The organism is Mesorhizobium sp., from assembly GCF_004963255.1.
Classification (GTDB): Bacteria; Pseudomonadota; Alphaproteobacteria; order Rhizobiales; family Rhizobiaceae; genus Mesorhizobium.
The window spans coordinates 18,116-39,019 of record NZ_SUGA01000033.1; the positions used below are offsets into that span (position 1 = coordinate 18,116).

Annotated in this window: 22 protein-coding genes and 1 tRNA gene; 14 read left to right on the forward strand and 9 right to left on the reverse strand. The window is 64.4% G+C overall.

The genetic code is table 11. The features are described from left to right. Positions 1-64: 64 nt before the first annotated feature. The 4 genes from E5X34_RS25780 to E5X34_RS25795 form a co-directional block, all read right to left on the reverse strand. Complete coding sequence (locus E5X34_RS25780) at positions 65-313, reverse strand: Trm112 family protein (RefSeq protein WP_292570658.1); 249 nt, start codon at positions 311-313, stop codon at positions 65-67. A 173-nt stretch (positions 314-486) separates the two neighbouring features. After that, positions 487-1,158 carry an LON peptidase substrate-binding domain-containing protein gene (locus tag E5X34_RS25785; protein WP_126063591.1) on the reverse strand — a complete coding sequence of 224 codons (672 nt, stop codon included), beginning with the start codon at positions 1,156-1,158 and terminating at the stop codon, positions 487-489. 339 nt (positions 1,159-1,497) lie between these two features. Continuing rightward, on the reverse strand, positions 1,498-2,490 hold the full coding sequence (trxA, locus tag E5X34_RS25790) for a thioredoxin (RefSeq protein WP_292120585.1): 993 nt from the start codon (positions 2,488-2,490) through the stop codon (positions 1,498-1,500). A gap of 84 nt (positions 2,491-2,574) precedes the next feature. Continuing rightward, the gene (locus E5X34_RS25795) at positions 2,575-3,075 is read right to left on the reverse strand and encodes a prolyl-tRNA synthetase associated domain-containing protein (RefSeq protein ID WP_292570661.1); all 501 of its coding nucleotides are present in this window, start codon (positions 3,073-3,075) and stop codon (positions 2,575-2,577) included. Between the two features lie 261 nt (positions 3,076-3,336). On the opposite strand from E5X34_RS25795, the gene E5X34_RS25800 reads away from it, so the two are divergent. The 3 genes from E5X34_RS25800 (at position 3,337) to E5X34_RS25810 (ending at position 4,799) form a co-directional block, all read left to right on the forward strand. Then, positions 3,337-3,411, forward strand: a tRNA-Gly gene (locus E5X34_RS25800). A 593-nt stretch (positions 3,412-4,004) separates the two neighbouring features. Next, positions 4,005-4,202, forward strand: coding sequence for a hypothetical protein (locus E5X34_RS25805; protein ID WP_292570664.1), 198 nt, complete (start codon positions 4,005-4,007; stop codon positions 4,200-4,202). A 213-nt stretch (positions 4,203-4,415) separates the two neighbouring features. Further along, a complete protein-coding gene (locus E5X34_RS25810) occupies positions 4,416-4,799 on the forward strand; it encodes a hypothetical protein (protein ID WP_292570667.1) in 384 nt (127 codons plus the stop codon). A gap of 144 nt (positions 4,800-4,943) precedes the next feature. On the opposite strand, the gene E5X34_RS25815 is transcribed toward E5X34_RS25810, so the two are convergent. Next, positions 4,944-5,384: an Lrp/AsnC family transcriptional regulator gene (locus E5X34_RS25815; protein ID WP_292570670.1), complete on the reverse strand. Its 441-nt coding sequence runs from the start codon at positions 5,382-5,384 to the stop codon at positions 4,944-4,946. A gap of 131 nt (positions 5,385-5,515) precedes the next feature. On the opposite strand from E5X34_RS25815, the gene rocF reads away from it, so the two are divergent. Both rocF and E5X34_RS25825 read left to right on the forward strand, forming a co-directional pair. Continuing rightward, on the forward strand, positions 5,516-6,451 hold the full coding sequence (rocF, locus tag E5X34_RS25820; protein ID WP_292570673.1) for an arginase: 936 nt from the start codon (positions 5,516-5,518) through the stop codon (positions 6,449-6,451). 2 nt (positions 6,452-6,453) lie between these two features. Further along, the gene (locus E5X34_RS25825; RefSeq protein ID WP_126063585.1) at positions 6,454-7,512 is read left to right on the forward strand and encodes an ornithine cyclodeaminase; all 1,059 of its coding nucleotides are present in this window, start codon (positions 6,454-6,456) and stop codon (positions 7,510-7,512) included. 170 nt (positions 7,513-7,682) lie between these two features. Here the strand turns inward: E5X34_RS25825 and E5X34_RS25830 are convergent, their stop codons facing one another. Together E5X34_RS25830 and E5X34_RS25835 are read right to left on the reverse strand one after the other, a co-directional pair. Beyond that, the gene (locus E5X34_RS25830) at positions 7,683-8,681 is read right to left on the reverse strand and encodes a substrate-binding domain-containing protein (protein ID WP_292570678.1); all 999 of its coding nucleotides are present in this window, start codon (positions 8,679-8,681) and stop codon (positions 7,683-7,685) included. Between the two features lie 369 nt (positions 8,682-9,050). Then, complete coding sequence (locus tag E5X34_RS25835; protein WP_292570681.1) at positions 9,051-10,070, reverse strand: LLM class flavin-dependent oxidoreductase; 1,020 nt, start codon at positions 10,068-10,070, stop codon at positions 9,051-9,053. 247 nt (positions 10,071-10,317) lie between these two features. Here E5X34_RS25835 and E5X34_RS25840 point away from each other — a divergent pair, with 247 nt between their 5' ends. Together E5X34_RS25840 and E5X34_RS25845 are read left to right on the forward strand one after the other, a co-directional pair. Beyond that, positions 10,318-11,073 carry a COG4280 domain-containing protein gene (locus tag E5X34_RS25840; protein WP_292570760.1) on the forward strand — a complete coding sequence of 252 codons (756 nt, stop codon included), beginning with the start codon at positions 10,318-10,320 and terminating at the stop codon, positions 11,071-11,073. Continuing rightward, complete coding sequence (locus E5X34_RS25845; protein ID WP_292570684.1) at positions 11,070-11,279, forward strand: hypothetical protein; 210 nt, start codon at positions 11,070-11,072, stop codon at positions 11,277-11,279. Before E5X34_RS25840 ends, E5X34_RS25845 begins: the two co-directional genes overlap by 4 nt. A 312-nt stretch (positions 11,280-11,591) precedes the next feature. Here E5X34_RS25845 and E5X34_RS25850 read toward each other — a convergent pair whose 3' ends face one another. Then, positions 11,592-12,224, reverse strand: coding sequence for an isoprenylcysteine carboxylmethyltransferase family protein (locus E5X34_RS25850; protein ID WP_292570687.1), 633 nt, complete (start codon positions 12,222-12,224; stop codon positions 11,592-11,594). A 216-nt stretch (positions 12,225-12,440) separates the two neighbouring features. Here E5X34_RS25850 and E5X34_RS25855 point away from each other — a divergent pair, with 216 nt between their 5' ends. The 3 genes from E5X34_RS25855 (at position 12,441) to E5X34_RS25865 (ending at position 15,563) form a co-directional block, all read left to right on the forward strand. After that, positions 12,441-13,226, forward strand: coding sequence for a hypothetical protein (locus E5X34_RS25855; RefSeq protein ID WP_292570690.1), 786 nt, complete (start codon positions 12,441-12,443; stop codon positions 13,224-13,226). A gap of 240 nt (positions 13,227-13,466) precedes the next feature. Further along, entirely contained in the window at positions 13,467-14,144 is a 678-nt protein-coding gene (locus E5X34_RS25860; RefSeq protein WP_126063578.1) for a winged helix-turn-helix domain-containing protein, read from the forward strand. 45 nt (positions 14,145-14,189) lie between these two features. Then, positions 14,190-15,563, forward strand: a complete 1,374-nt coding sequence (locus E5X34_RS25865) for a HAMP domain-containing sensor histidine kinase (RefSeq protein ID WP_292570692.1) — start codon at positions 14,190-14,192, stop codon at positions 15,561-15,563. A gap of 119 nt (positions 15,564-15,682) precedes the next feature. Here the strand turns inward: E5X34_RS25865 and E5X34_RS25870 are convergent, their stop codons facing one another. Next, positions 15,683-16,552 carry a helix-turn-helix domain-containing protein gene (locus E5X34_RS25870; protein WP_292570695.1) on the reverse strand — a complete coding sequence of 290 codons (870 nt, stop codon included), beginning with the start codon at positions 16,550-16,552 and terminating at the stop codon, positions 15,683-15,685. Between the two features lie 106 nt (positions 16,553-16,658). Here E5X34_RS25870 and E5X34_RS25875 point away from each other — a divergent pair, with 106 nt between their 5' ends. The 4 genes from E5X34_RS25875 (at position 16,659) to ugpC (ending at position 20,901) form a co-directional block, all read left to right on the forward strand. Next, entirely contained in the window at positions 16,659-17,927 is a 1,269-nt protein-coding gene (locus E5X34_RS25875) for an ABC transporter substrate-binding protein (RefSeq protein ID WP_292570698.1), read from the forward strand. A 183-nt stretch (positions 17,928-18,110) separates the two neighbouring features. Next, positions 18,111-18,971: a sugar ABC transporter permease gene (locus E5X34_RS25880; RefSeq protein ID WP_292570701.1), complete on the forward strand. Its 861-nt coding sequence runs from the start codon at positions 18,111-18,113 to the stop codon at positions 18,969-18,971. Then, positions 18,968-19,804, forward strand: a complete 837-nt coding sequence (locus E5X34_RS25885) for a carbohydrate ABC transporter permease (protein WP_292570704.1) — start codon at positions 18,968-18,970, stop codon at positions 19,802-19,804. The genes E5X34_RS25880 and E5X34_RS25885 overlap by 4 nt, the downstream gene beginning before the upstream one ends. Positions 19,805-19,815: 11 nt before the next feature. Continuing rightward, a complete protein-coding gene (ugpC, locus tag E5X34_RS25890) occupies positions 19,816-20,901 on the forward strand; it encodes a sn-glycerol-3-phosphate ABC transporter ATP-binding protein UgpC (protein ID WP_292570707.1) in 1,086 nt (361 codons plus the stop codon). Positions 20,902-20,904 lie beyond the last annotated feature (3 nt).

Below are 20,904 nucleotides of genomic sequence, written 5' to 3' on the forward strand. Positions count from 1 at the left end.
CCGGCAGGCCAGAGGGGGGCGCGAAGGATCGCCAACCTACGTCGCGCTGCGCCTATGAGCCCGCTCACGAAGGCCCGCCGAGCCGCGGCGGCGGTGGCGCCAGCATGTCCTCGGCCGAGATCGTGCGCGCCTCCGAAGGCAGCATGATGGGGATGCCGTCGCGCACCGGATAGGCGAGCTTCGCCACGCGCGAGACCAGCTCGCCGCGCTCCGGATCCCAGGTCAGCGGCCCCTTGGTCAGCGGGCAGGCCAACAACTCCAGCAATTTCGGGTCAACCTCGGCTTTTCGTCCGTCACGTCCGTCCGCTGGCATCGCACTTTTCCATTGTCCAATTCCCCCGGCACTAAGTGTGTTGAGATTCAGGTCAGGCCGAGTCGAGAACGGCGGATTCCGAGAACCGGAGCGGAGCGTACTTGAAGTACGTGAGCACCGGAAGCGCAGGAAGCCGCCGTTCGCAGGCCGGGCTCACCTGAATATCAATACACTTATTGCAGGCTGGACCCGAACTCGTCATCCTCGCGCGCCAGCGTCATTTCGGTGATGGCGATCAGCGTTTCGGCGCGCGTCTTCAGGTCCGGCGCTTCCAGGAGCGCCTGTTTCTCGGCCGGCCCGTAGGGCGCCATCATCGACAGCGCATTGACCAGCATGCCGTTTTCGGCGCGGCTGACGCTTTCCCAATCGGCCTCGAGGTCGTTGGCCTGCAGATAGGCGCGAAACGCCTTGAGCAGCGCCGGCCGGTCGATCTCGGCGGCGGCCGGGTCCTCCTCGAGGTCAGCCAGGAAGGGCATGATCTTGCACTGCCGGAACGGCGCCTTTGCCGCGAGCTCCTGCACGATGCGGAACCGGCACACGCCCTGCAGCGAGATCAGGTACCGGCCGTCGCCCGTCTCGGCGAGAGAGATGATGCGCCCGGCGCAGCCGACGCTGCACAGCTCCGGCTCGCCGTCGTCGCGCAATGCGCCGTCGAGGCTCGGCTGGATCATGCCGATCAGCCGCGAGCCGGCCATCGCCTGGTCGATCATCTGCAGATAGCGCGGCTCGAAGATGTTGAGTGGCATGCGGCCGCCGGGCAGCAGCAGCGCGCCGGCGAGCGGAAACACCGGGATTGCCGGCGGCAGATCCTTGGCCAGCCGGTAGAGGGCGTTACCGACGCGCACCGCGACCCTCCCAACGCAACGCCGGCAAGTGCATCACCCTGCAATCTCCTCTCGCACCCTCGATCGGCACAGCCCTTATCTGGCGCTGGCACTCCTCCGCTCAAGCCTGCCGGTCGCGACAGCCGGCAAAAAACTTCAGAGCATGTCTCCCGAAAGTGGGAACCGGTTTCGGGATTAAAGACATGCTTAAATCAAAACCCAAAGCGCATGGAGCGAATCTGAAAGATCGCGACGCGCTTTGAGCGCAATTCCGGGACAAGGGCGCAGCGGCCTTCGTCCGGAATTGCGTCAGAACAAATACCTAGAGCGTTTCGCGTTTCTGTGAAACGCCGAAATGCTCTACGAGAACAGCAGCGACGACAGCTTGCGGCGTGCCGCCAGCGTCGCCTCGTCGGTCATTCCCCAGGCCTCGAACAACTTCAGCAGCTGCGCCCTGGCGCCGTCGTCGTTCCAGCTGCGGTCAGCCTTGACGATCGAAAGCAGATTGTCGGCGGCGGCATTGCGATCGCCGCGCGCGTTCTGGATCATCGCCAGATCGAAGCGCGCCTGATGGTCGGCTGGGTTGGCGGCGAGCCGGCGCTCGAATTCGGCCGGATTGCCAAGCGCGGCCGCTTCGGCCGCCAGCGTCATCTTGGCGCGCAGCGCGGCGAGCGCCGGCGCGTCCTTCTTGTCCTCGGGCGCCCGGGCCAGAACCGCCTCGGCGCCTTCCGCGTCGCCGGCGTCGAACAGGATTTCGCCCAAGCCGGCGATCGCCTCCAGCGTCTCCGGCGCCTGCTCGAGGATCGCGTCATAGATGTCGGCCGCGGTCTGCACGTCGCCGGCCGTGCGCGCCTCGGCGGCAGCGGCCAGCGCGTCGGCAATCTGCGGCGCGCCGCCGCCCTTGCCGCCGACCTTCTGGATGAATTGGTTGATCTGGCTTTCGGGAATGGCGCCCATGAAGCCGTCGACCGGTTGGCCGTCCTTGAAGGCGATGACCGCGGGGATGGACTGGATGCCGAGCTGGCCGGCGATCGAGGGGTGGTCGTCGATGTTCATCTTGACCAGCTTGACCTTGCCGCCGGCTGCCTGCACCGCCTTTTCCAGCTGCGGCGTCAGCTGCTTGCACGGCCCGCACCATGGCGCCCAGAAGTCGACCAGCACCGGCTGGCGCCGCGATTCCTGGATGACGTCGGCGGCGAAAGTCGCGGTGGTGGTGTCCTTGATCAGGTCGGCCGCCGCCGGCGCCTCGCCCAGCGAAACCTTGGGGCGGTCGCCGCCGCCATATTGCACCGTCTGGGCGTACTGGCCGCCATTGCCGCCGAACGCGCCGCTATACGGATTGTTGTCGCTCATCATGTCGCCCTTTCGGTCGCGCTTTCAGGCGCGTCATTGTCGGATTTCGGAACCGCCTTCCATGTGGCGATCAAGCCCTGACTTTCAAGATTGTGAGACGTTCAGGATAACAGGATCGTGGCCGGTTGCCTCGACGAATCTGATCAGATCGGCGGCGGCGATCGAGGTCGTCGCCTCATTGGTCAGCGGATGGCCGTTGATGACGTCGTGGCTCATCAACGCTTGGTCGAGAACGACCTTCACCCGCCCTTCCGTGTCGTTGATCAGGCCGAAGACGGTGACCGCGCCGGGGATGACGCCGAGCAGCTCCATCAGCATCTCGGGCTTGCCGAACGACACCCGGCTGGCGGCGCCGATCAGGTGATGGATCTGCTTCAGGTCGACGACGGCTTCCTCGCCGACGGTGACAAGGAAATAATTGTCCTTCTTGTCCTTGAGGAACAGGTTTTTGGTGTGGCCGCCGGGAATCTCGCCGCGCAAGGACTGCGAATCGGAGACGGTGAACAGCGGCGGGTGCCTGACCGTCGAGACGGAAATGCCGAGATCGGCAAGAAATTGATTGAGCTCGGCTTCGGTCTTCGGCATCGGTCCTCGCGCGGTCAAAAGAGCGGTCACGCCGTTTACGGCCAACAATGCCCTCGGGGCAAGGCCGCAGGGCAATTCCTGGAAAGGCGCGCGGAAGCTTCGAGCGCGGATTTGCGATCCGCCGGTTCCGCGCCGCTTCGATGCTTTCGAGGCGGACGTCGCCGCGGGAAAAATTCGCCGCAAAAAAGACCGTCATTTCCCTGTTGCAATCGCCGCGCTCTTCGGCCATATAGGCGCGGCTTGCGGCCCGAGGCCGCGCGAGCGGGTGTAGCTCAGGGGTAGAGCACAACCTTGCCAAGGTTGGGGTCGGGCGTTCGAATCGCCTCACCCGCTCCAGTTTCCTCCACCGAGGATCAAGCAATCGAAAAGCCGCGGTTTCGCCGCGGCTTTTTCGCGTCTGGACCATTTGAGCTTCTTGATCTTCGAAGCTTCCCGGATTGCCGGGGAAGTGACGACATCTGCCGCCGGCAGTTGGCGCGGGTCATCCGGGAAGTGCCGCCATCCATCAGACTTGGGTCGCACGCCAAAGGGACTGTAGAGCCTCTTTTGCCGGGCACCTGACAACTATATGTTGAGTGAAAGTGCCGGAACTAAATCCGGCCGGACTGTTTCGCGGGGCGCAGTTCCTGCGAGTCGTTGCGTTGGGGCATACTAGATCAAAGAACGTCGGCCATGAGGTTCACAGCCTTACGGGATCCGTGCGGCCAATGGATGGTGTATGACCTGCTTTCGGGTTATCCGGCGCAGGTTGGGGACATATTGTTGCTCGGCCTGAGCCGCGAGGAGGCGGAGCGGCTTGCCGGACAGGCGGATCAATCGGCGCCGCAGCCATTTCGTCCGTATTGCAGCCATTTATCGATACTCTGCCGTTCCGATCCGGAACAATCGCACTCGTCGGAGATTTGGATGCGCCGACCGAGGGAGCGCCGATGAGGTTCGCAGCGATGCAGGATCCGTGTGACGACTGGCTTGTCCATGATCTGGCTCTCGACCTCCCGGCGGAGATGGATGGCCGGGTGCTGATCGGGCTGACGCATGGCGAAGCCGAGGATCTGGCCGACCAGGCCAATGCGGGAATTGGCGGGCAGGTTGTCGATTCGCCGGTTTCCTTCGCCAGCGTCGCCTGAGGACGCGGTCCGCAGAGCCGAGATTCAACCCCAGATCACATCGGATAACATTTGCGTGCCAACGCATTTCAACCTTGCGCCGGCTTCTATATCCCCTTCCAGGGCCGAGAACCGCCGGCGGTGAGTGGCCTTCACCGCGACACGACGTGACCAGACGGCCCGTTTCGGAGAAAAGCGGTTTCTACCGCTTCCTCCATCATAGGGAGTGTCATCATGCGTTCTTTCATCGCAAAAATCGTCGCGGCCGCTTCGATCCTCGCGGCCATCCCGCTTTCAAGCGCCTATGCGGTGCACCGTCACCACAGGGCGCAGGTTGACACCATGAGCACCGCATCGGTTCCGGCGAACCCGGAAGCGAGAGCGGCCATGGAGCAGTTGCTGGGCGTGAAACAGGGTATCCGTGAGGCCCGGGAGATGGGCAAGATCACGCAGGACCAGGCCCGCGACCTGATGCGGCAGGCGGACGCCATCCAGCCCACCCGAGGCCGTTCGGCGATCGGGCAGATCAACCAGTTGGATCAGCGGCTTCAGAATGCTTCCGGCCAAGGGACCTATATCGGCAGCGGCGGCGATGGCGGCTACTATCCGAACGGCTGACGACCCGAGCGCTCCCCCCCCGCAATGCGGCCGCCGGTGTGATCGAGCCCTGCCGCGCCTCACACCGGGGCCGTCGCGTTCCCACGATGCCAAGGCGGAGATAACGCCCGCGGGCCGCCGACCGTCCCGAGACTCACGGAGCTGTTATGCCAGCCGCGCCCGGGTCGTCCGCGGCGTCGCCAGCAGCAGGCTGGTCTCGCTGCCTGTTATGCCAGGGATCAGCCTTATCCGGCGCAGCACGGCGTCGAAATCGGTGAGCGAGGCGGTGCCGAGCTCCACCACGAGGTCCCAGCGGCCGTTGGTGGTGTGGATGGTCGAAACCTCGGGCAGGCCGCCGAGCGCCCGGATGACACGGTCGGCGGCATGGCCCTCGATCTCGATCATCATCACGCCGCGTATCCTCTGATCGACCGCGTCGGCGCGCAGCACCACCGTGTAGCCGATGATCTCGCCGGATTTTTCCAGCCGCTCCATGCGCGACCGGACCGTGGCGCGCGAGACGCCGAGATCGATGGCGAGATCGGAAACGCTGCGCCGCGCATCATGCCGCAGAAGCGTGACCAGTCTTTCGTCGAGCGCGTCCATGATTGCTCATCCTGATCAAGTTGGATGTGCAGAATGATAGATTACCCTTCTCGAAATGCCAATTTCGTCTGTTCAAACCGCCAGCGCCTGATGATCCAATCAGCCAATCAATCGTAAGGGCTGAAAAAATCATGCGCTGCAGGATCGTCGGCGCGCCGGTGCAGGACGGCGCAGGCAGGATGGGATGCGAGATGGGGCCGAGCGCGCTGCGCACGGCAGGTCTCGTCTCGGTGCTGGCCGAGCTCGGCCATGAGGTCGAGGACTGGGGGGCGGTCGAGAAGGCCGCGGCGCGCCCGGTGGTGGTGCACGGCAACCTCGCGCTCAAGGCGCTGCCCGAGATCTCCGCCTGGACCGCGGCAATTGCCGAGACCGCCTACGCCGCTTCCAGGGACGCCGTGCCGATCTTCCTCGGCGGCGACCATTCGATCTCCGCCGGCACGGTGTCCGGCGTGGCGCGCCGCGCCGCCAAACGCGGCCGGCCGCTCTTCGTGCTGTGGCTCGACGCTCATCCGGATTTCCACACGCTCGACACCACCACCAGCGGCAATCTGCACGGCGTGCCGCTCGCCTATGCCAGCGGCCAGGCGGGCTTCAAGGGTTATTTCCCGGATCTGCCGCAGGCGGTCGACCCGGCCCGCATCTGCGCCATCGGCCTGCGCAGCGTCGATCCGGCCGAGCGCCGCGCGCTCGCTGAAGCCGGCGTCACCGTGCATGACATGCGCGCCATTGACGAGCACGGCATCGCGCCCTTGCTGCGCGCTTTCCTCGCCCGCGTCGAAAAGGAGAACGGGCTCTTGCATGTCAGTCTCGACGTCGACTTCCTCGACCCGTCGATCGCGCCGGCCGTCGGCACCACCGTTCCCGGCGGCGCCACCTTCCGCGAGGCGCATCTGGTGATGGAGATGCTGTCCGACAGCTGTCTCGTCTCCAGCCTCGACCTGGTCGAATTGAACCCGTTCCTCGACGAGCGCGGCCGCACCGCGACCCTGATGGTCGACCTCACCGCCAGCCTTATGGGCCGCCGCATCATGGACCGCCCGACCCGCAGCCATTCCGGGAGCCTCTGATCATGACCCAGCCTTCTCGCCTCGCCATCGTTCCCTTCGTCAGCGTCGACCGCATGATGAAGCTGGTGCTCGCCATCGGCGTCGAGCGCTTCCTCACCGAGCTCGCCGCCTATATCGAGGAGGATTTCCGCCGCTGGGAGCTGTTCGACAAGACGCCGCGCATCGCCTCGCACAGCCATGATGGCGTCATCGAGCTGATGCCGACCAGCGACGGCAAGATGTACGGCTTCAAATATGTCAACGGCCATCCGAAGAACATGCGCGAGGGCCGCCAGACCGTCACCGCCTTCGGCGTGCTGGCCGATGTCGGCTCCGGCTATCCGATGCTGCTCACCGAAATGACCATCCTGACGGCGCTGCGCACGGCGGCCACCTCCGCCGTGGCCGCCAAATACCTGGCGCCGAAGGGCTCGCGCGCCATGGCCATCATCGGCAACGGCGCCCAGTCGGAATTCCAGGCCATCGCCTTCAAGGCGCTGCTCGGCATCGACAAGCTGCGGCTCTACGACATCGACCGTTCGGCTTCCGAAAAATGCGCCCGCAACCTGGCGGCCAAGGGTTTTGACATCACCATCTGCGCGACCGGCCAGGATGCCGTGGAGGGCGTCGACATCATCACCACGGTGACCGCCGACAAGCAGTATGCAACCATCCTCACCGACAACATGGTCGGCTCCGGCGTCCACATCAACGCCGTCGGCGGCGACTGCCCGGGCAAGACGGAACTCCACCGTGACATCCTTCTGCGCTCCGACATCTTCGTCGAGTTCCCGCCGCAGACGCGCATCGAGGGCGAGATCCAGCAGCTCGACGCCGACCATCCGGTGACCGAGCTGTGGCAGGTGATGACCGGGAAGGCAAAGGGCCGCAAGGCGCCCGAGCAGATCACGCTGTTCGATTCCGTCGGCTTCGCCACCGAGGATTTTTCGGCGCTTCGCTATGTTCGCGACCAGCTCCAGGCCACGGGCCTCTATGAGGAGCTCGACCTGCTCGCCGACCCCGACGAGCCGCGCGACCTGTTCGGCATGCTGGAGAGGGCCGCCATGCAGCCGGCTGCGTGAGCGAACGAGCGCGTAATCTCCCCCCTTGAGGGGGAGATGGCCGGCAGGCCAGAGGGGGTCGGTCCGACTGGGCTCGGCTTGCTTCTGCAGATGGAGGTTGGCGCTTCACGCGCAGCGACCCCCTCTGTCGCCTTCGGCGACATCTCCCCCTCAAGGGGGGAGATAACGCACTACCCCCGCGCCGCGCAGCTCTCCCGTTCCACCAGCACCGGCGCCAGCACTTCGCGCCTTGACGGCGCTTCCGGTTCGCCCAGCCTCTCGAGCAGCAGGCTCACCGCGCGCGTGCCGATCTTTTCGACCGGCTGCGCGATGGTCGTCAGCGGCGGCCAGGTGGTGACGGCATAGGGGATGTCGTCGAACCCGACCATCGAGATGTCGTCTGGAACCCGCAATCCGCGCGACCGCAGCGCCGTGACCGCGCCCATCGCCATCAGGTCGTTACAGGCGAACACCGCCGTGATGCCCGGCGCCTGCGCCATCAGCTGCTCCATCGCCAGGCGCCCGCCGGCGAAATGATAGTCGGAATCGACGACCGACGAGGCCGGCAGCTCGAGCCCCGCCTCTTCGAGCGCGCGTGCGAAACCGCGCAGGCGGGCGGGGCTGGAGCTGGAATCGCGCGGGCCGCCGATGACGCCGATCTTTTCATGCCCAAGCCCGGCCAGATATTTGCCGGCGAGATAGCCGCCATGATCATGGTCGACCAGCACCGAATCGACATTGACCGACTGGATCTCGCGGTCGAGCAGCACCGCCGGCACGCTGGGCAGCAGGCGGGCGAACACCCGCGCGTGGTCGGACGAGCCGGCGAAGATCAGCCCGTCGATCTGCTTGGCCATCAGCACCGAGAGGTAGCGCTCTTCCTTTTCGGCGTTGCCGTCGGAGTTGCACAGGATCACCGTGTAGCCGGAGACGAAGCCGGCATCCTCGATCTGCCGCGCGACGCTGGCGAAGAACGGGTTGGAATTGTCGGGCAGCAGCAGGCCGATGGTCTTGGTCTCGCCGCGCCGCAGACTCCGCGCCACCGAGTTCGGGCTGTAGCGGAGCGCCGCGATCGCGGCGCGCACCCGCTCGGCCGTTTCCGGCTCGACGTGGCGGGTACGGTTCATCACATGCGAGACCGTTGCGACGGACACCCCCGCATGGCGCGCGACATCGGCAATGGTCGTCATGGCCCGTTTCCCCAGGCAGTCCTTAAAGCAGGCTGAAGAGCGTGCAGCTGAATAAAATCATGCTCTTCGACCCGGAACCTTCCGCAACAACCCTCTTCCGGTACGCGTCTAGGGCGGCCGCCAGCACGATGACAAGGCCGATCACGGAGGGTTCGAGATTCTCATAGATGCCGGGCAATTGCCGTCTACGCGACGGATAACCTCCGCCGCGATGCCGGCGATTGGCCCCGCCGAAGGATGGACCCTTATCCGCGCCATTCTCCCTCGATACCGGTAATCGGTTGCGTAACCGATTACGCGGCAAAGTAGAGCCGGGATTGGGCCGGCGTCAATACCGGGGAACAACGCCTCGGGCCGATGCCGGCGCCGTCACCGCCAGCCCAGCGCCGGCGCGACGTGCTTCAGGATCGACTCGATGACATGGGCGTTGTAGTCGACGCCGAGTTGATTGGGCACGGTGAGCAGCAGCGTGTCCGTCTCGGCGATCGCCTCGTCTTCCCTGAGCTGTTCGACCAGCTTATCCGGCTCGGCGGCATAGGTGCGGCCGAACACGGCCCGCTTCTCCGGCTCGATATAGCCGAAATGGTCCTCGCCCTCGCTGCCGCCGAAATAGGCGCGGTCCATGTCGTTGACCAAGGCAAAGATGCTGCGGCTGACTGAGACGCGCGGCTCCCGCGCATGGCCGGCTTCCTTCCACGCGGCGCGGTAGGCTCTGATCTGCTTGGCCTGCTGGACGTGCAGCGGCTCACCGCTTTCGTCGAATTTCAGCGTCGAGCTCTGCAGGTTCATGCCGAGCTTGGCCGCCCACACGGCGGTGGCGTCGGTGGCCGCGCCCCACCAGATGCGGTCGCGCAGGCCAGCCGAAAAGGGTTCGAGCCTGAGCAGCCCGGGCGGGTTGGGGAACATCGGCCGCGGGTTGGGCTGGGCGAAGCCTTCGCCGCGCAACAGGTCGAGGAAGATTTCGGCGTGGTTCCGCGCCATGTCGGCGTCGCTCTTGCCCTCTTGCGGCACGTAGCCGAAATAGCGCCAGCCATCGATCACCTGCTCGGGCGAGCCGCGGCTGATGCCCAGCTGCAAACGCCCGCCGGCGATGAGGTCGGCGGCACCCGCGTCCTCGGCCATGTAGAGCGGGTTCTCATAGCGCATGTCGATAACGGCGGTGCCGAGCTCGATCCGCTTGGTCTTGGCGCCCGCCGCGGCCAGCAGCGGGAACGGCGAGGCGAGCTGCCGGGCAAAATGGTGGACGCGAAAATAGGCGCCGTCGGCGCCGAGCTCCTCGGCCGCGACCGCGAGGTCGATCGATTGCAGCAGCGCGTCGGCGCCCGAGCGCGTGCCCGATTGCGGCGAGGGCGACCAATGCCCGAACGACAGAAATCCGATCTTCTTCATGTGCTCCGTTCCTGCTGGAGCGGCTCGTCGGCCGCTCAAATGCCTTGTTGCTCCCGCAGATAGCCAGGGCAGCGCCGCGATACAACGGACACCGAACGGATACAGACCGTCAATGAGTCTTCGAAATGCTACCGTGCCGCCCCCCCGCCATGCGGAACCATAAGCTCATCTCCGGCATTCTCGCTCCCGCCGGAGCGCTGTATCGTTTGCGCCAGCCGATGATTCCCCAGCATTGGACGATGCCTTCATGCATGGCCTGACGCCCATACTTTCCACCGTGACGGCCTCTTTCCTGGCCTCCTTCGTCGAAGTGGTCGAAGCCTTCACCATCGTGCTCGCCGTCGGGGTGACGCGCAGCTGGCGCCCCGCGCTGACGGGTGCAGCACTTGCGCTCATCCTGCTGGCGGCGCTGGTGCTTATTTTCGGGCCGCTGCTGGCGCTCATCCCCATCGCCGTCCTGCAATTCGTGGTCGGCGTGCTCCTGATCCTGTTCGGCATGCGCTGGCTCCGGAAGGCGATCCTGCGCAGCGTCGGCGTGATCGCGCTGCATGACGAGGAGCAGGCCTTTTCCAAGGAGACGGAGGTGCTGCGGCGGCAGGCCGGCGACCGCCGGGCCGACTATCTGGCTGCCGTTGCGTCGTTCAAGGCGGTGCTGCTCGAGGGCGTCGAAGTGGTGTTCATCGTCATTGCCGTCGGCGCCGCGCATGGCCAGACGCTCTATGCCGGCCTTGGCGCGCTGGCGGCCTTCGTGCTGGTGATGCTGATCGGCCTTGCCGCGCACCGGCCTTTGGCGCGCGTGCCCGAGAATGCGCTGAAATTCGTCGTCGGGCTGATGTTGACCAGCTTCGGCGTGTTCTGGACCGGCGAGGGGCTGGGCGCGCAGTGGCCAGGCGCCGATCTCGCTCTGCTCGCCATCTTCGCCGTCATCGCCGCCGCATCCTTCGCCATTATGCGCTGGCTGCGCGGCGCTTACCCGGCGCCCGCCAGGAGAATTGCCCGATGATCCGTCTTGTCTTCAAGGAACTCGTCGGCATGTTCGTCGACGACGGCAATCTTGCGCTGCTGGCCCTGATCCTGATCGCGCTCGTTACCGCCGTGGTGAAGGTCCTGGGACTGCCCCCGCTTGTCGGCGGCTTCCTGCTCCTCGCCGGCTGCCTGGCGATTCTCCTGCAGAGCACGCGCCGCGCCGCGCGCGACAAGGCACGCTGAGGGGCATTTGTACTCGGGAAAATCAGCGCAAACGCAGGAGAATTGGCGCAAGCCTCTCAACCTCGTCATCCACGGGCGGAGCGAGGCGAAGCGGAGCGCAGACCCGAGGATCCATTCCGTGATCTTGGCCGAGGAACGCAGCGGAGCAGAATTCTGCACCGTGGCAACGCCTCCACGTCACGGAATGGATACTATGGTCTGCGCGCGTCGCTTCGCTCCTGGCTCCGCCATAGAATGAGGACCTGACACGCGCTTCCGCCGATCTCCAAGCACGCCGTCTGCAAACGCAGACAAAGCGGCTGCGCCGGAAACCTAATAAACCGTGAAAAGCGTCGGCAGATGGCCGGCGAGGCGGGCATACTCGACCGCCTCGATGAGCGGAAACAGCGCCAGGAAATAGAGCCCGTCGCGGAACGTCCTGCGCAGCGCGCCCGTCGAAAACAGCCACTGCGACTCGTCGCGATAAAGCATCGGATTCGGCCAGAAGGACGGCGTGCGTTCGGCATAGGCCGCGTACGCCGCGCCGAACTTGCCGGCGAGATACGCGGCCTCCTTGCGCGCCGTGAAGCGGAAGACGAAGAAGCTTGCCAAGCCGAGCATTGCGGCCGCCAGCACCGAGCCGAACATCAGCCCGATACCGACCGCGCCGACGGTCGAGAAGAAATAGAGCGGGTTCCGGGTCACCGAGAACGGGCCGGACACGATCAGCTCGTCATTCTTCCTGCCGCCGACGAAAAGGATGCTCCACAACCGGCCCAGGAAGCAGGCCAGCACCATCACGAAGCCGATCGTCTCCAGCGCTTCATGTCCGTTCGATCCTTCGGCCAGCGCCGGTCTGCTGAAGAGAAGCAGGATGACGGCAAGCACGGCTGCCACCTGCACGACGATCAGGCGCTTGTGCTGGTCGAACGCTTTCGGCGCCGCTTTGAGGGACGTGTAGGCCATTCTTTCTCACCGCTGCGGCGCCGAGACGGACGCCGGGCTTTGTCTAGCTCTTCCGTCGGGCGATGACGAGACCCGGCGAATGTTTTTGGCCGACCTTACGAATTTGTAAGGATGCGGACAGGCCGCGGTGAATTTACCCGCCTAGCCTGATTGCCACGGTTTGTCGGCTTGAACAGAGCACGGACGACCGGCTCCTACAGGATGACAGCCATCGCAATGACCATGACAGCCAACGAATACGGGTCCGAACTGAACAGGGTCCCGGACGCCACCCTCGATTTCTGGCTGATCAAGGTCATGGCGGTGACCATGGGCGAGACGGCTGCCGATTATCTCGCCGTCAATCTCGGTCTCGGCCTTACTGTCACGTCGCTCATCATGGCCGGCATCCTGGTCATCGCGCTCGCCCTGCAATTCACGCAGAAGCGTTACGTGCCCTGGGCCTACTGGCTGGCAGTCGTCCTGATCAGCATCGTCGGCACCCTGGTCACCGACAACCTCGTCGATAATTTCAGCCTGCGGCTGGAGATGACGACGATAGTCTTCTCGGCCGCCCTCGCCCTGACCTTCATTGCCTGGTACGCCAGCGAGAGGACGCTCTCGATCCACACCATCTTCACCACCAGGCGCGAGATCTTCTACTGGCTGGCGATCCTCTTCACCTTTTCGCTCGGCACGGCCGCCGGCGACCTGTTGGCCGAGCGCTTCGACCTGGGCTATCTCAACACCGGTCTGATCTTCGGCGGCGTCATCGCGGCGATCGCGCTTGCGTGGTTCTTCCTCGGCCTGAACGGCATCCTCGCCTTCTGGCTCGCCTATATCCTGACCCGGCCGTTCGGCGCCTCCTTCGGCGACCTGCTGGCGCAGCCGGTCGAATATGGCGGCATGGGCTTCGGCACCACTTTCACCAGCCTGACCTTCCTCGGCTGCATCGTGGTCATCGTCCTCTACATGACGCTGAAGTGCCTGATCGACGAAGACGAGCAGGCCCTGCTCGACTGAGCGCGATCCCTGAACCAGCCGTCTCGCAAAAATGTGTAGCGGTCTTCGGCCCACGAATGCGTAAAAGCAGATGGTTACAGCAATCCGTCCGCAATTGCGCCAAGACGACGAGATGGGGCATGATGCCGTCCGAAAGCCGCTTCACACGTTTCGGCATCACGTCCTGGAGAACCAGCCAGGAAAGAGCCCGGCCGGCGCCGCCACGCCGGCAAGGTTGAGGCGGCAAGGGCAGCACGGGCGATGCGACTTCTGCTTGTTGAGGACGATCCGAGAACCGCCGACTATATCGTGCGCGGGCTGACCGAGGCCGGCCATGTCTGCGATCTCTTGCGCGACGGCCATGACGGCCTCTTCGCCGCGACCCGCAACGCCTATGACGTGATCGTCGCCGACCGCATGGTTCCCGGCCTCGACGGCCTGTCGATGATCAAGGCGGTGCGCGCCGCCGGCATCCATACGCCGGCTATCTTCCTGACCTCGATCGGCGGCGTCGACGACCGCGTCGAGGGCCTGGAAGCCGGCGGCGACGACTATCTGGTCAAGCCCTTCGCCTTTTCCGAGCTGCTTGCCCGCATCCATGCGCTCGGCCGCCGGCCGGCGGCGCAGGAACAGAAGACGGCGCTGCGCGTCGCCGACCTCGAAATGGACCTGATCCAGCGCCGCGTGACTAGGCAGGGCCAGCCGATCGACCTGCAGCCGCGCGAATTCAGCCTGCTCGAGGTGCTGATGCGCGGCGAGGGCCGCGTCATCACCCGCACCATGCTTCTGGAGCGCGTCTGGGATTTTCATTTCGACCCCAAGACCAGCGTCGTTGAAACGCATATCAGCCGGCTGCGGGCCAAGGTCGACAGGCCGTTCGACGTGCCGCTGATCCACACCGTGCGCAACACCGGCTACAGCCTGCATGTTCCGGCCTGATCCCGCATCCGCGATTGCGGGGCGACCAAACGGCTTCGCGATCGCATGAGCGAGAGGCGCTCCAGCCTTCTGCGCAGCACGCCGTTCAGGCTGGCGCTGACCTTCGCCTTCCTGTTCCTGCTGGCCTTCATCCTGTCCGGCGCGGTCGTCTATCAACTGATGAGCGCCTCGCTCGCCAGGCAGCTCGATCAATCGATCAAGGAGACCTATTCGCTGATCGCCGCGACCCATGCCGAGAGCGACGAGGAGGATCTCGTCTCCGCCGTCAGGGACCATGCCCAGTTCAGCCAGGACAAGGACGAGATCTTTTCCCTCACCGATAAGCCCGGCAACCGTCTCGCCGGCGATTTCACCGCCTCCGGCCTGCCGGACGGGTTTTCCATGTTCGCCGCGAACTTGCCGGGCGTGCCGCCGGGTACCGAATATCGCGCCTATTCCGGCACGGTCGGCGATAACAATCTGACGGTCGCCTTCTCGCTTTCGGAAACCGAGGATCTCGAGAGGATCGTGCTAATGAGCTTCGGCTGGGCGACGCTCGCCATCACCGTTCTGGCGATCGGTGGCGGCGCTGTGCTTGCCTCGCGCGTCCAGCGGCGCCTCGATGGCATCGCCAGCACCATGGTCGACGTCTCGCATGGGCGGCTCGACGCCCGCATCCCGCTGATCGGCAGCGGCGACGACATCGACGCCGTCTCCGCGCAGGTGAATGCGGCGCTCGAGCGCCTGTCGGGCCTGGTCGACGGCATGCGCGAGGTGAGCGCCAACATCGCGCATGACCTCAAGACGCCGCTCAACCGGCTGCAGATGATCCTGGAATCCGCCGCCGACAAGACGGTGTCGGGCGAGGACATCTCGGCCGAGCTGACCGACGCCCGCGCCGAGAGCCAGCAGATCAACAGCACATTCGACGCGCTTCTGCGCATCGCCCAGATCGAGGCCGGCGCCCGCAAGGCGCGTTTCGTCGATCTCGATGTCGGGCCGATCGTCGAAACCATCGGCGAGGTTTATGCCGATGTCGCGGAGGATGACGGCAAGTCGCTGTCGACGACCATCCTTCCGGATACGAAATGGTACATTCACGGTGACCGGGACCTGCTGATGCAGATGCTCGCCAATCTGGTCGAGAACGCGCTCCGGCATTGCCCACCGGGCACGGCGATCGGGCTTTCGGTGACCAGGGATGGCAGTCACGTCCTCATCCATGTCCGCGACAATGGCCCGGGCATTCCCGCCGAGGAACGCGAAAAAGTGTTCCGGCGGCTCTACCGGCTGGATGCAAGCCGCACGACGCCGGGCAGCGGCCTGGGTCTCAGCCTCGTCAAGGCTGTGGCCGACCTGCATGGCGCCGCCATAACGCTTGAGGATTGCGAACCGGGTCTCGGCGTGACCGTCAGCTTCCCGGCGGTGAAAGCCGCCTGATCCGGATCCGCTTTGGCGGCTAGAGCGTTTCACCGTTTCACGGAAATGGCGAACCGCTCTGTCTCTTTGTTCTACGCAATTCCGAACGGAAAACCGCTCACACTTTTCCTGGAATTGCTCTAGCGCGCGGCGCCGGCCCGGCGGAAATCGGAAGGTGACATGCCGGCAAGCTTGCGAAACGATTTGTTGAAGGCGCTGAGCGAGCCGAAACCGGAATCCATCGCGACTTTCAGCACATTAGCGCCTTCATGCATCAGAAGCGCCTGCGCATAGCTCAGCCGCAAGAGACTGACATATTCGTTGAGCGTCATGCCCGTTGATTTCTTGAACAGGCTCATGGCGTATTTGGGATGGATATCGGCGGCGCAAGCGATGTTCACGCAGTCGATATCGTAGAGAAAATTCTCGGCGATGAAATCGCACATGCGCCCGACATTGCGTGAGGACTGCTGGTCGAAGGGGCTGCCCGCGCCATGCCCGGCGGCGGTTCCGGGCACCAGCCGATAGGGCTCGAAGCGCACCCGCTCTAGCCGAAGCAGCAGCTCGTTGACGGCATGCTCTGTCCTGGCCGGATCCCCCGAGCGCGCATAATCGTTCCAGCGCTTGAAATTGTCATTGTCGGATTGATCGGTCGCATTCGTCACCAGCGTCGCGCCGGTCATCAGCCGGTGGCGGACATCGGCCGGCAGATGCAGCCTGAAGAAATGCACCAGCGGCAGATGCGCGCCGGCATAGACAGCGTCGTCGGAGAGGTCGTCCATCTGGTGCGGCAGCCCGCCCCAGAACAGGCACATCTCGCCGGCCGACAGCGAAATCTCATGCTCGGCCATGCGGTAGTGCACGCTGCCCTGCACGATGAAATTCACCTCGACCTGGGCGTGCCAATGCGGCTTCAGCATCACCAGCGGATGGTTGTGGAACATCTGCAAGGCCAGCGGCAGGCCTTCGACGCTGCTCGCGCCAGGTTGGTAGAACGGACGCTCTGGCATCTTACTTTCCGCCAACTTCTTATTCCCTCTGTCGGGGACAAGCCTTCCGCGCCGCATAGTCTAGCCACGCTCACAGCGAGAGAGCAAATGAATTGGGAGGATTTCAATGCGCACTACACTGACCTGCGCCGCGCTTTTGCTTGCCCTGGGTTCAGGCCCGGCGCTGGCGCAGTCCGGCGAGATCACCATCTGGAGCTGGAACATCGCCGCTTCGTCGCTGAAATCGACGGTCGAGGGCTTCAACAAGAAATATCCCGACATCAAGGTCACGGTTCAGGACCTCGGCAACCAGCCGACCTATGACAAGTCGATCGCCGGCTGCGCCGCCGGCGGCGTCGGACTGCCCGACATCGTCACGATCGAGAACGGCGAGGCCGAGAACTACTGGAGCCAGTTCCCGGACTGCTTCGTCGACCTGCATACGCTGGGCTACACCGCCGAAGACCAGAAGAAATTCCCCGATTTCAAGCGCACCGAGCTCGAGGTCGGCGACAAGGCCTATGCCATGCCATGGGATTCCGGGCCGGTCGCCGTCTTCTACCGCCGCGACTTCTACGAGAAGGCAGGCGTCGATCCGGCCTCGATCAAGACCTGGGACGATTTCATCGCCGCCGGCAAGAAGATCCAGGCCGCCAATCCCGGCGTGTCGATGACCAACGCCGATTTCAACGGCGACACCGAATTCTTCCGCATGATCTCCAACGAGCAGGGCTGCGCCTATTTCGCCGAGGACGGCCAGTCGATCACCGTGGCGGAGCCGAAATGCGTCGACGCCATGACCAAGGTCAAGGAGATGAAGGACGCCGGCATCGTGTCGTCGGCAGACTGGTCGACCAAGATCACCAACAACACCGCCGGCACCGTCGCCACCCAGGTCTATGGCGGCTGGTACGAAGGCACGATCCGCACCGAATCGGCGAAGGAAAGCGGCAAGTGGGGCGTCTATCTGATGCCGAGCCTGACCGCCGACGGACCGCGCGCCGCCAATCTCGGCGGCTCGTCGCTGGCCATCACATCGGCCTCGAAGAACAAGGAGGCGGCCTACGCCTATCTGAAATACACGCTGGAGACCAATGAGGGCCAGATCACCATGCTGAAGGATTTCGGCCTGGTGCCGTCGCTGGTCTCTGCGCTCGACGATCCTTACGTCGCGCAAGGTCAGGAATATTGGGGCGGCCAGGCGGTCTGGAAGGATATCCTCTCCACGCTGCCCAAGGTGGTGCCGAGCCGCGGCACCCAGTTCCAGAGCGACGCCGAGATCATCGTGCGCGCCGTGCAGACCAAATATCTGGCCAACGGCTATCCCGACGCCAAGGCCGCGCTCGACGACGCCGCCAAGCAGATCGCCGCCGCGACAGGTTTGCCGGTGAAGTAGCGCGCCGCTTTTTACCTTCTCCCCTTGTGGGAGAAGGTGGATCGGCGCGCTAGCGCCGAGACGGATGAGGGGTGTTCCAGGGAACGCCAACGTCTCACTCCGCTGGAACACCCTCATCCGGCCGCTGCGCGGCCACCTTTTCCCACAAGGGGAGAAGGGAAAAACAAAGAAAGGAGGAGGCCGATGCGCACCCAGAACGCCACCGCGTACCGCTTCCTCACGCCTTACCTTCTGATCTTCGCCATCTTCTGGATCTGGCCCATCATCTCGTCCTTCATCATCTCCTTCCAGGCGACGCGCACCGTGCCGTGGCGTTTCGCGCCGGCCTTCAACTGGGGCCGCCTGATCGGCGACCCCGCCTTCTACAACGCGCTGAAGAACACACTGCTGATCCTGGTCATCCAGGTGCCGGTGATGATTGCGCTGGCGATCGTCATGGCGGTGCTTCTGAATTCGCCGCTCCTGAAGGCGCGAGGCCTCTACCGCTTCGCCTTCTTCGCGCCCGTTGTGGTCGGCGAAGTCGCCTATTCGGCCGTTTTTCGCCTGATGTTCAGCCTCGACTTCGGCATCGTCAACAAGCTGCTCGATAGCATCGGCCTGCCCAAGGTCGACTGGTTCTCCAACGTCACGCCGGCGATGGCGCTGATCATGATCGCGGTGACCTGGCGGTGGGCCGGCTACAACGCCATCATCATCCTCGCCGGCCTGCAGTCCATTCCGGAGGACGTTTACGAGGCGGCGACGCTCGACCGCGTCAGCAGGGTGAAGCAGTTCTTCCACATAACCTTGCCGCTGTTGAAGCCCGTCATCGTCTTTTGTGCCGTGCTGTCGATCATCGGCACCATGCAGCTCTTCACCGAGCCGTTCCTGATCACCGAGCGTGGCGGCCCCGGCGGTGGCACCGAAACGCTTGGGCTGCTGCTCTACCGCCAGGGTTTTCGGTCGCTCAATTTCGGTTACGCCTCGGCCGTCGCCTACACCATGGCGGGTCTCGCCATCACCATAACGCTCGTGCAGCTCTGGCTGATGAGGGAGCCGAAATGACCTCGCGCTCGCAGACAAGGCTCGGCCGCAGCATCCTGCTGCATCTCTTCCTGACGCCGCTGGCGCTGATCTGGCTGTTCCCGCTGTGGATGATGGTGGTGTTCTCCACCATGCCCGACAACGGCATCTTCAGCCCCAGCATCGAGCTTCTGCCGCATGACGGCTTCATCGACAATTTCAACAATCTGCAGCGCGACACCAATTTCGTCGGCGCCATCGGCATCTCGGTCTCGGTGGCGGTGACCTACACCGTTCTTTCGGTGCTGCTCACCTCGATGGCCGGCTGGGCGCTGGCACGTTACGAGTTCCACGGCAAAGGCGCGGTGGTGGCGATCATCTTCGGCACCATCACGCTTCCCTACGCGGTGGTGCTCATCCCGCAATTCATCATGGTGGCGCGCGACTTCGCTTTGGCCAACACCTGGATCGCGCTGATCGTGCCGCCGCTGTTCAATTCACTCGGCGTGCTCTTCATGCGCCAGGCCTTCTCGATGATGCCGGCCGAACTGTTCGACGCAGCTAGGGTCGAAGGCGTCAAGGAATGGCGCATCTTCCTGTTCGTGGCGCTGCCGCTGGCGCGTCCGATGCTGGCGGCGCTGGCTATCATCCTCTTCCTCGCCTCGTGGAACAATTATCTCTGGCCGCTTTTAATCAACAGCCAGCCCGGCGCCATGACCGCGCCGGTGGCGCTCGGCACGCTGATCGGCCTGACCAAGGTTTCCTGGGGCGGCATCATGGCCGGCGCGGTGATGCTGACCGTGCCGATGCTCATCGTCTTCGTGCTGTTGCAGCGTCATTTCATCGCCGGCATCGCCGCCGGCGCGGTCAAGTAGGAAGGAGCGCAATGGCAGCCGTCACCCTCACCAATGTCGTCAAACGCTTCGGCTCCTTCGAGGTCGTGCACGGCGCCAATATCGACATCGCCGACGGCGAGTTCGTCGTCTTCGTCGGCCCGTCCGGCTGCGGCAAATCCACGTTGCTGAGGATGATCGCCGGGCTGGAGGACATCAGCGGCGGCGACATCGCCATCGGCGGCAAGGTGATGAACGATGTCGAGGCGGCCGACCGCGGCATCGCCATGGTGTTCCAGTCCTACGCGCTCTACCCGCATATGACAGTCGAGCAGAACCTCTCCTTCGGTCTCCGCATGAACGGCAACCCGAAGGCCGACACCGATCGCCGCGTGAAGCGTGCCGCCGAGATCCTGCGCATCGATGAATTGATGCAGCGCCGGCCGAAGCAATTGTCCGGCGGCCAGCGCCAGCGCGTCGCCATCGGCCGCGCCATCGTGCGCGAGCCGCAGGTCTTCCTCTTCGACGAGCCGCTCTCCAACCTCGACGCCGAACTCAGGGTGCAGATGCGGGTCGAGATCTCGCGCCTGCACAAGGAGCTCGGCGTCACCATGATCTATGTGACGCATGACCAGACCGAGGCGATGACGCTGGCCGACCGCATCGTCGTGCTGAAGGCCGGCAATGTCGAGCAGATCGGCGCGCCGCTCGACCTTTATGACGACCCGGCCAACCGATTCGTAGCCGGCTTCATCGGCTCGCCGAAGATGAATTTCCTCAGCGCCAAAGTCGTCGATACGTCAAACAGTGCCGCGATCATCGAGCTCGTCAATCATGGCGGCGCACGATTGCGCAAGCCGCTCCGCGATGCTTTTCCCGCCATCGGCGCCGAAATCGTGCTCGGCGTCAGGCCGGAGCATTTCTTCGAGGCCGGCGAGGGCGATTGCGACATTCCGGTCAAGGCCGACGTAGCCGAGCATCTGGGCTCCGTGAGCTATGTCTACGCCAATTCCGGGCCTGAGGAGCTGATCGTCGAGCGCGAAGCCTCGCGCCAGCGCGCCAGCGGCGATCATTTCACGGTCTCTATCAAGGCGGAACGCTCGCTGCTTTTCGACAAGGCGGGCGCAAGGATCCGCTGACTT

Bases quoted from the DNA above. Each gene is read 5' to 3' on its own strand.
- E5X34_RS25825 (WP_126063585.1), top strand. From the start codon at position 6,454: ATGACCCAGCCTTCTCGCCTCGCCATCGTTCCCTTCGTCAGCGTCGAC.
- E5X34_RS25810 (WP_292570667.1), top strand. From the start codon at position 4,416: ATGCGTTCTTTCATCGCAAAAATCGTCGCGGCCGCTTCGATCCTCGCG.
- E5X34_RS25840 (WP_292570760.1), top strand. From the start codon at position 10,318: ATGCATGGCCTGACGCCCATACTTTCCACCGTGACGGCCTCTTTCCTG.
- E5X34_RS25795 (WP_292570661.1), bottom strand. From the start codon at position 3,075: ATGCCGAAGACCGAAGCCGAGCTCAATCAATTTCTTGCCGATCTCGGC.
- E5X34_RS25865 (WP_292570692.1), top strand. From the start codon at position 14,190: ATGAGCGAGAGGCGCTCCAGCCTTCTGCGCAGCACGCCGTTCAGGCTG.
- E5X34_RS25870 (WP_292570695.1), bottom strand. From the start codon at position 16,552: ATGCCAGAGCGTCCGTTCTACCAACCTGGCGCGAGCAGCGTCGAAGGC.
- rocF (WP_292570673.1), top strand. From the start codon at position 5,516: ATGCGCTGCAGGATCGTCGGCGCGCCGGTGCAGGACGGCGCAGGCAGG.
- E5X34_RS25860 (WP_126063578.1), top strand. From the start codon at position 13,467: ATGCGACTTCTGCTTGTTGAGGACGATCCGAGAACCGCCGACTATATC.
- E5X34_RS25855 (WP_292570690.1), top strand. From the start codon at position 12,441: ATGACCATGACAGCCAACGAATACGGGTCCGAACTGAACAGGGTCCCG.
- trxA (WP_292120585.1), bottom strand. From the start codon at position 2,490: ATGAGCGACAACAATCCGTATAGCGGCGCGTTCGGCGGCAATGGCGGC.
- E5X34_RS25780 (WP_292570658.1), bottom strand. From the start codon at position 313: ATGCCAGCGGACGGACGTGACGGACGAAAAGCCGAGGTTGACCCGAAA.
- E5X34_RS25830 (WP_292570678.1), bottom strand. From the start codon at position 8,681: ATGACGACCATTGCCGATGTCGCGCGCCATGCGGGGGTGTCCGTCGCA.
- E5X34_RS25805 (WP_292570664.1), top strand. From the start codon at position 4,005: ATGAGGTTCGCAGCGATGCAGGATCCGTGTGACGACTGGCTTGTCCAT.
- ugpC (WP_292570707.1), top strand. From the start codon at position 19,816: ATGGCAGCCGTCACCCTCACCAATGTCGTCAAACGCTTCGGCTCCTTC.
- E5X34_RS25815 (WP_292570670.1), bottom strand. From the start codon at position 5,384: ATGGACGCGCTCGACGAAAGACTGGTCACGCTTCTGCGGCATGATGCG.
- E5X34_RS25850 (WP_292570687.1), bottom strand. From the start codon at position 12,224: ATGGCCTACACGTCCCTCAAAGCGGCGCCGAAAGCGTTCGACCAGCAC.
- E5X34_RS25880 (WP_292570701.1), top strand. From the start codon at position 18,111: ATGCGCACCCAGAACGCCACCGCGTACCGCTTCCTCACGCCTTACCTT.
- E5X34_RS25875 (WP_292570698.1), top strand. From the start codon at position 16,659: ATGCGCACTACACTGACCTGCGCCGCGCTTTTGCTTGCCCTGGGTTCA.
- E5X34_RS25885 (WP_292570704.1), top strand. From the start codon at position 18,968: ATGACCTCGCGCTCGCAGACAAGGCTCGGCCGCAGCATCCTGCTGCAT.
- E5X34_RS25835 (WP_292570681.1), bottom strand. From the start codon at position 10,070: ATGAAGAAGATCGGATTTCTGTCGTTCGGGCATTGGTCGCCCTCGCCG.
- E5X34_RS25845 (WP_292570684.1), top strand. From the start codon at position 11,070: ATGATCCGTCTTGTCTTCAAGGAACTCGTCGGCATGTTCGTCGACGAC.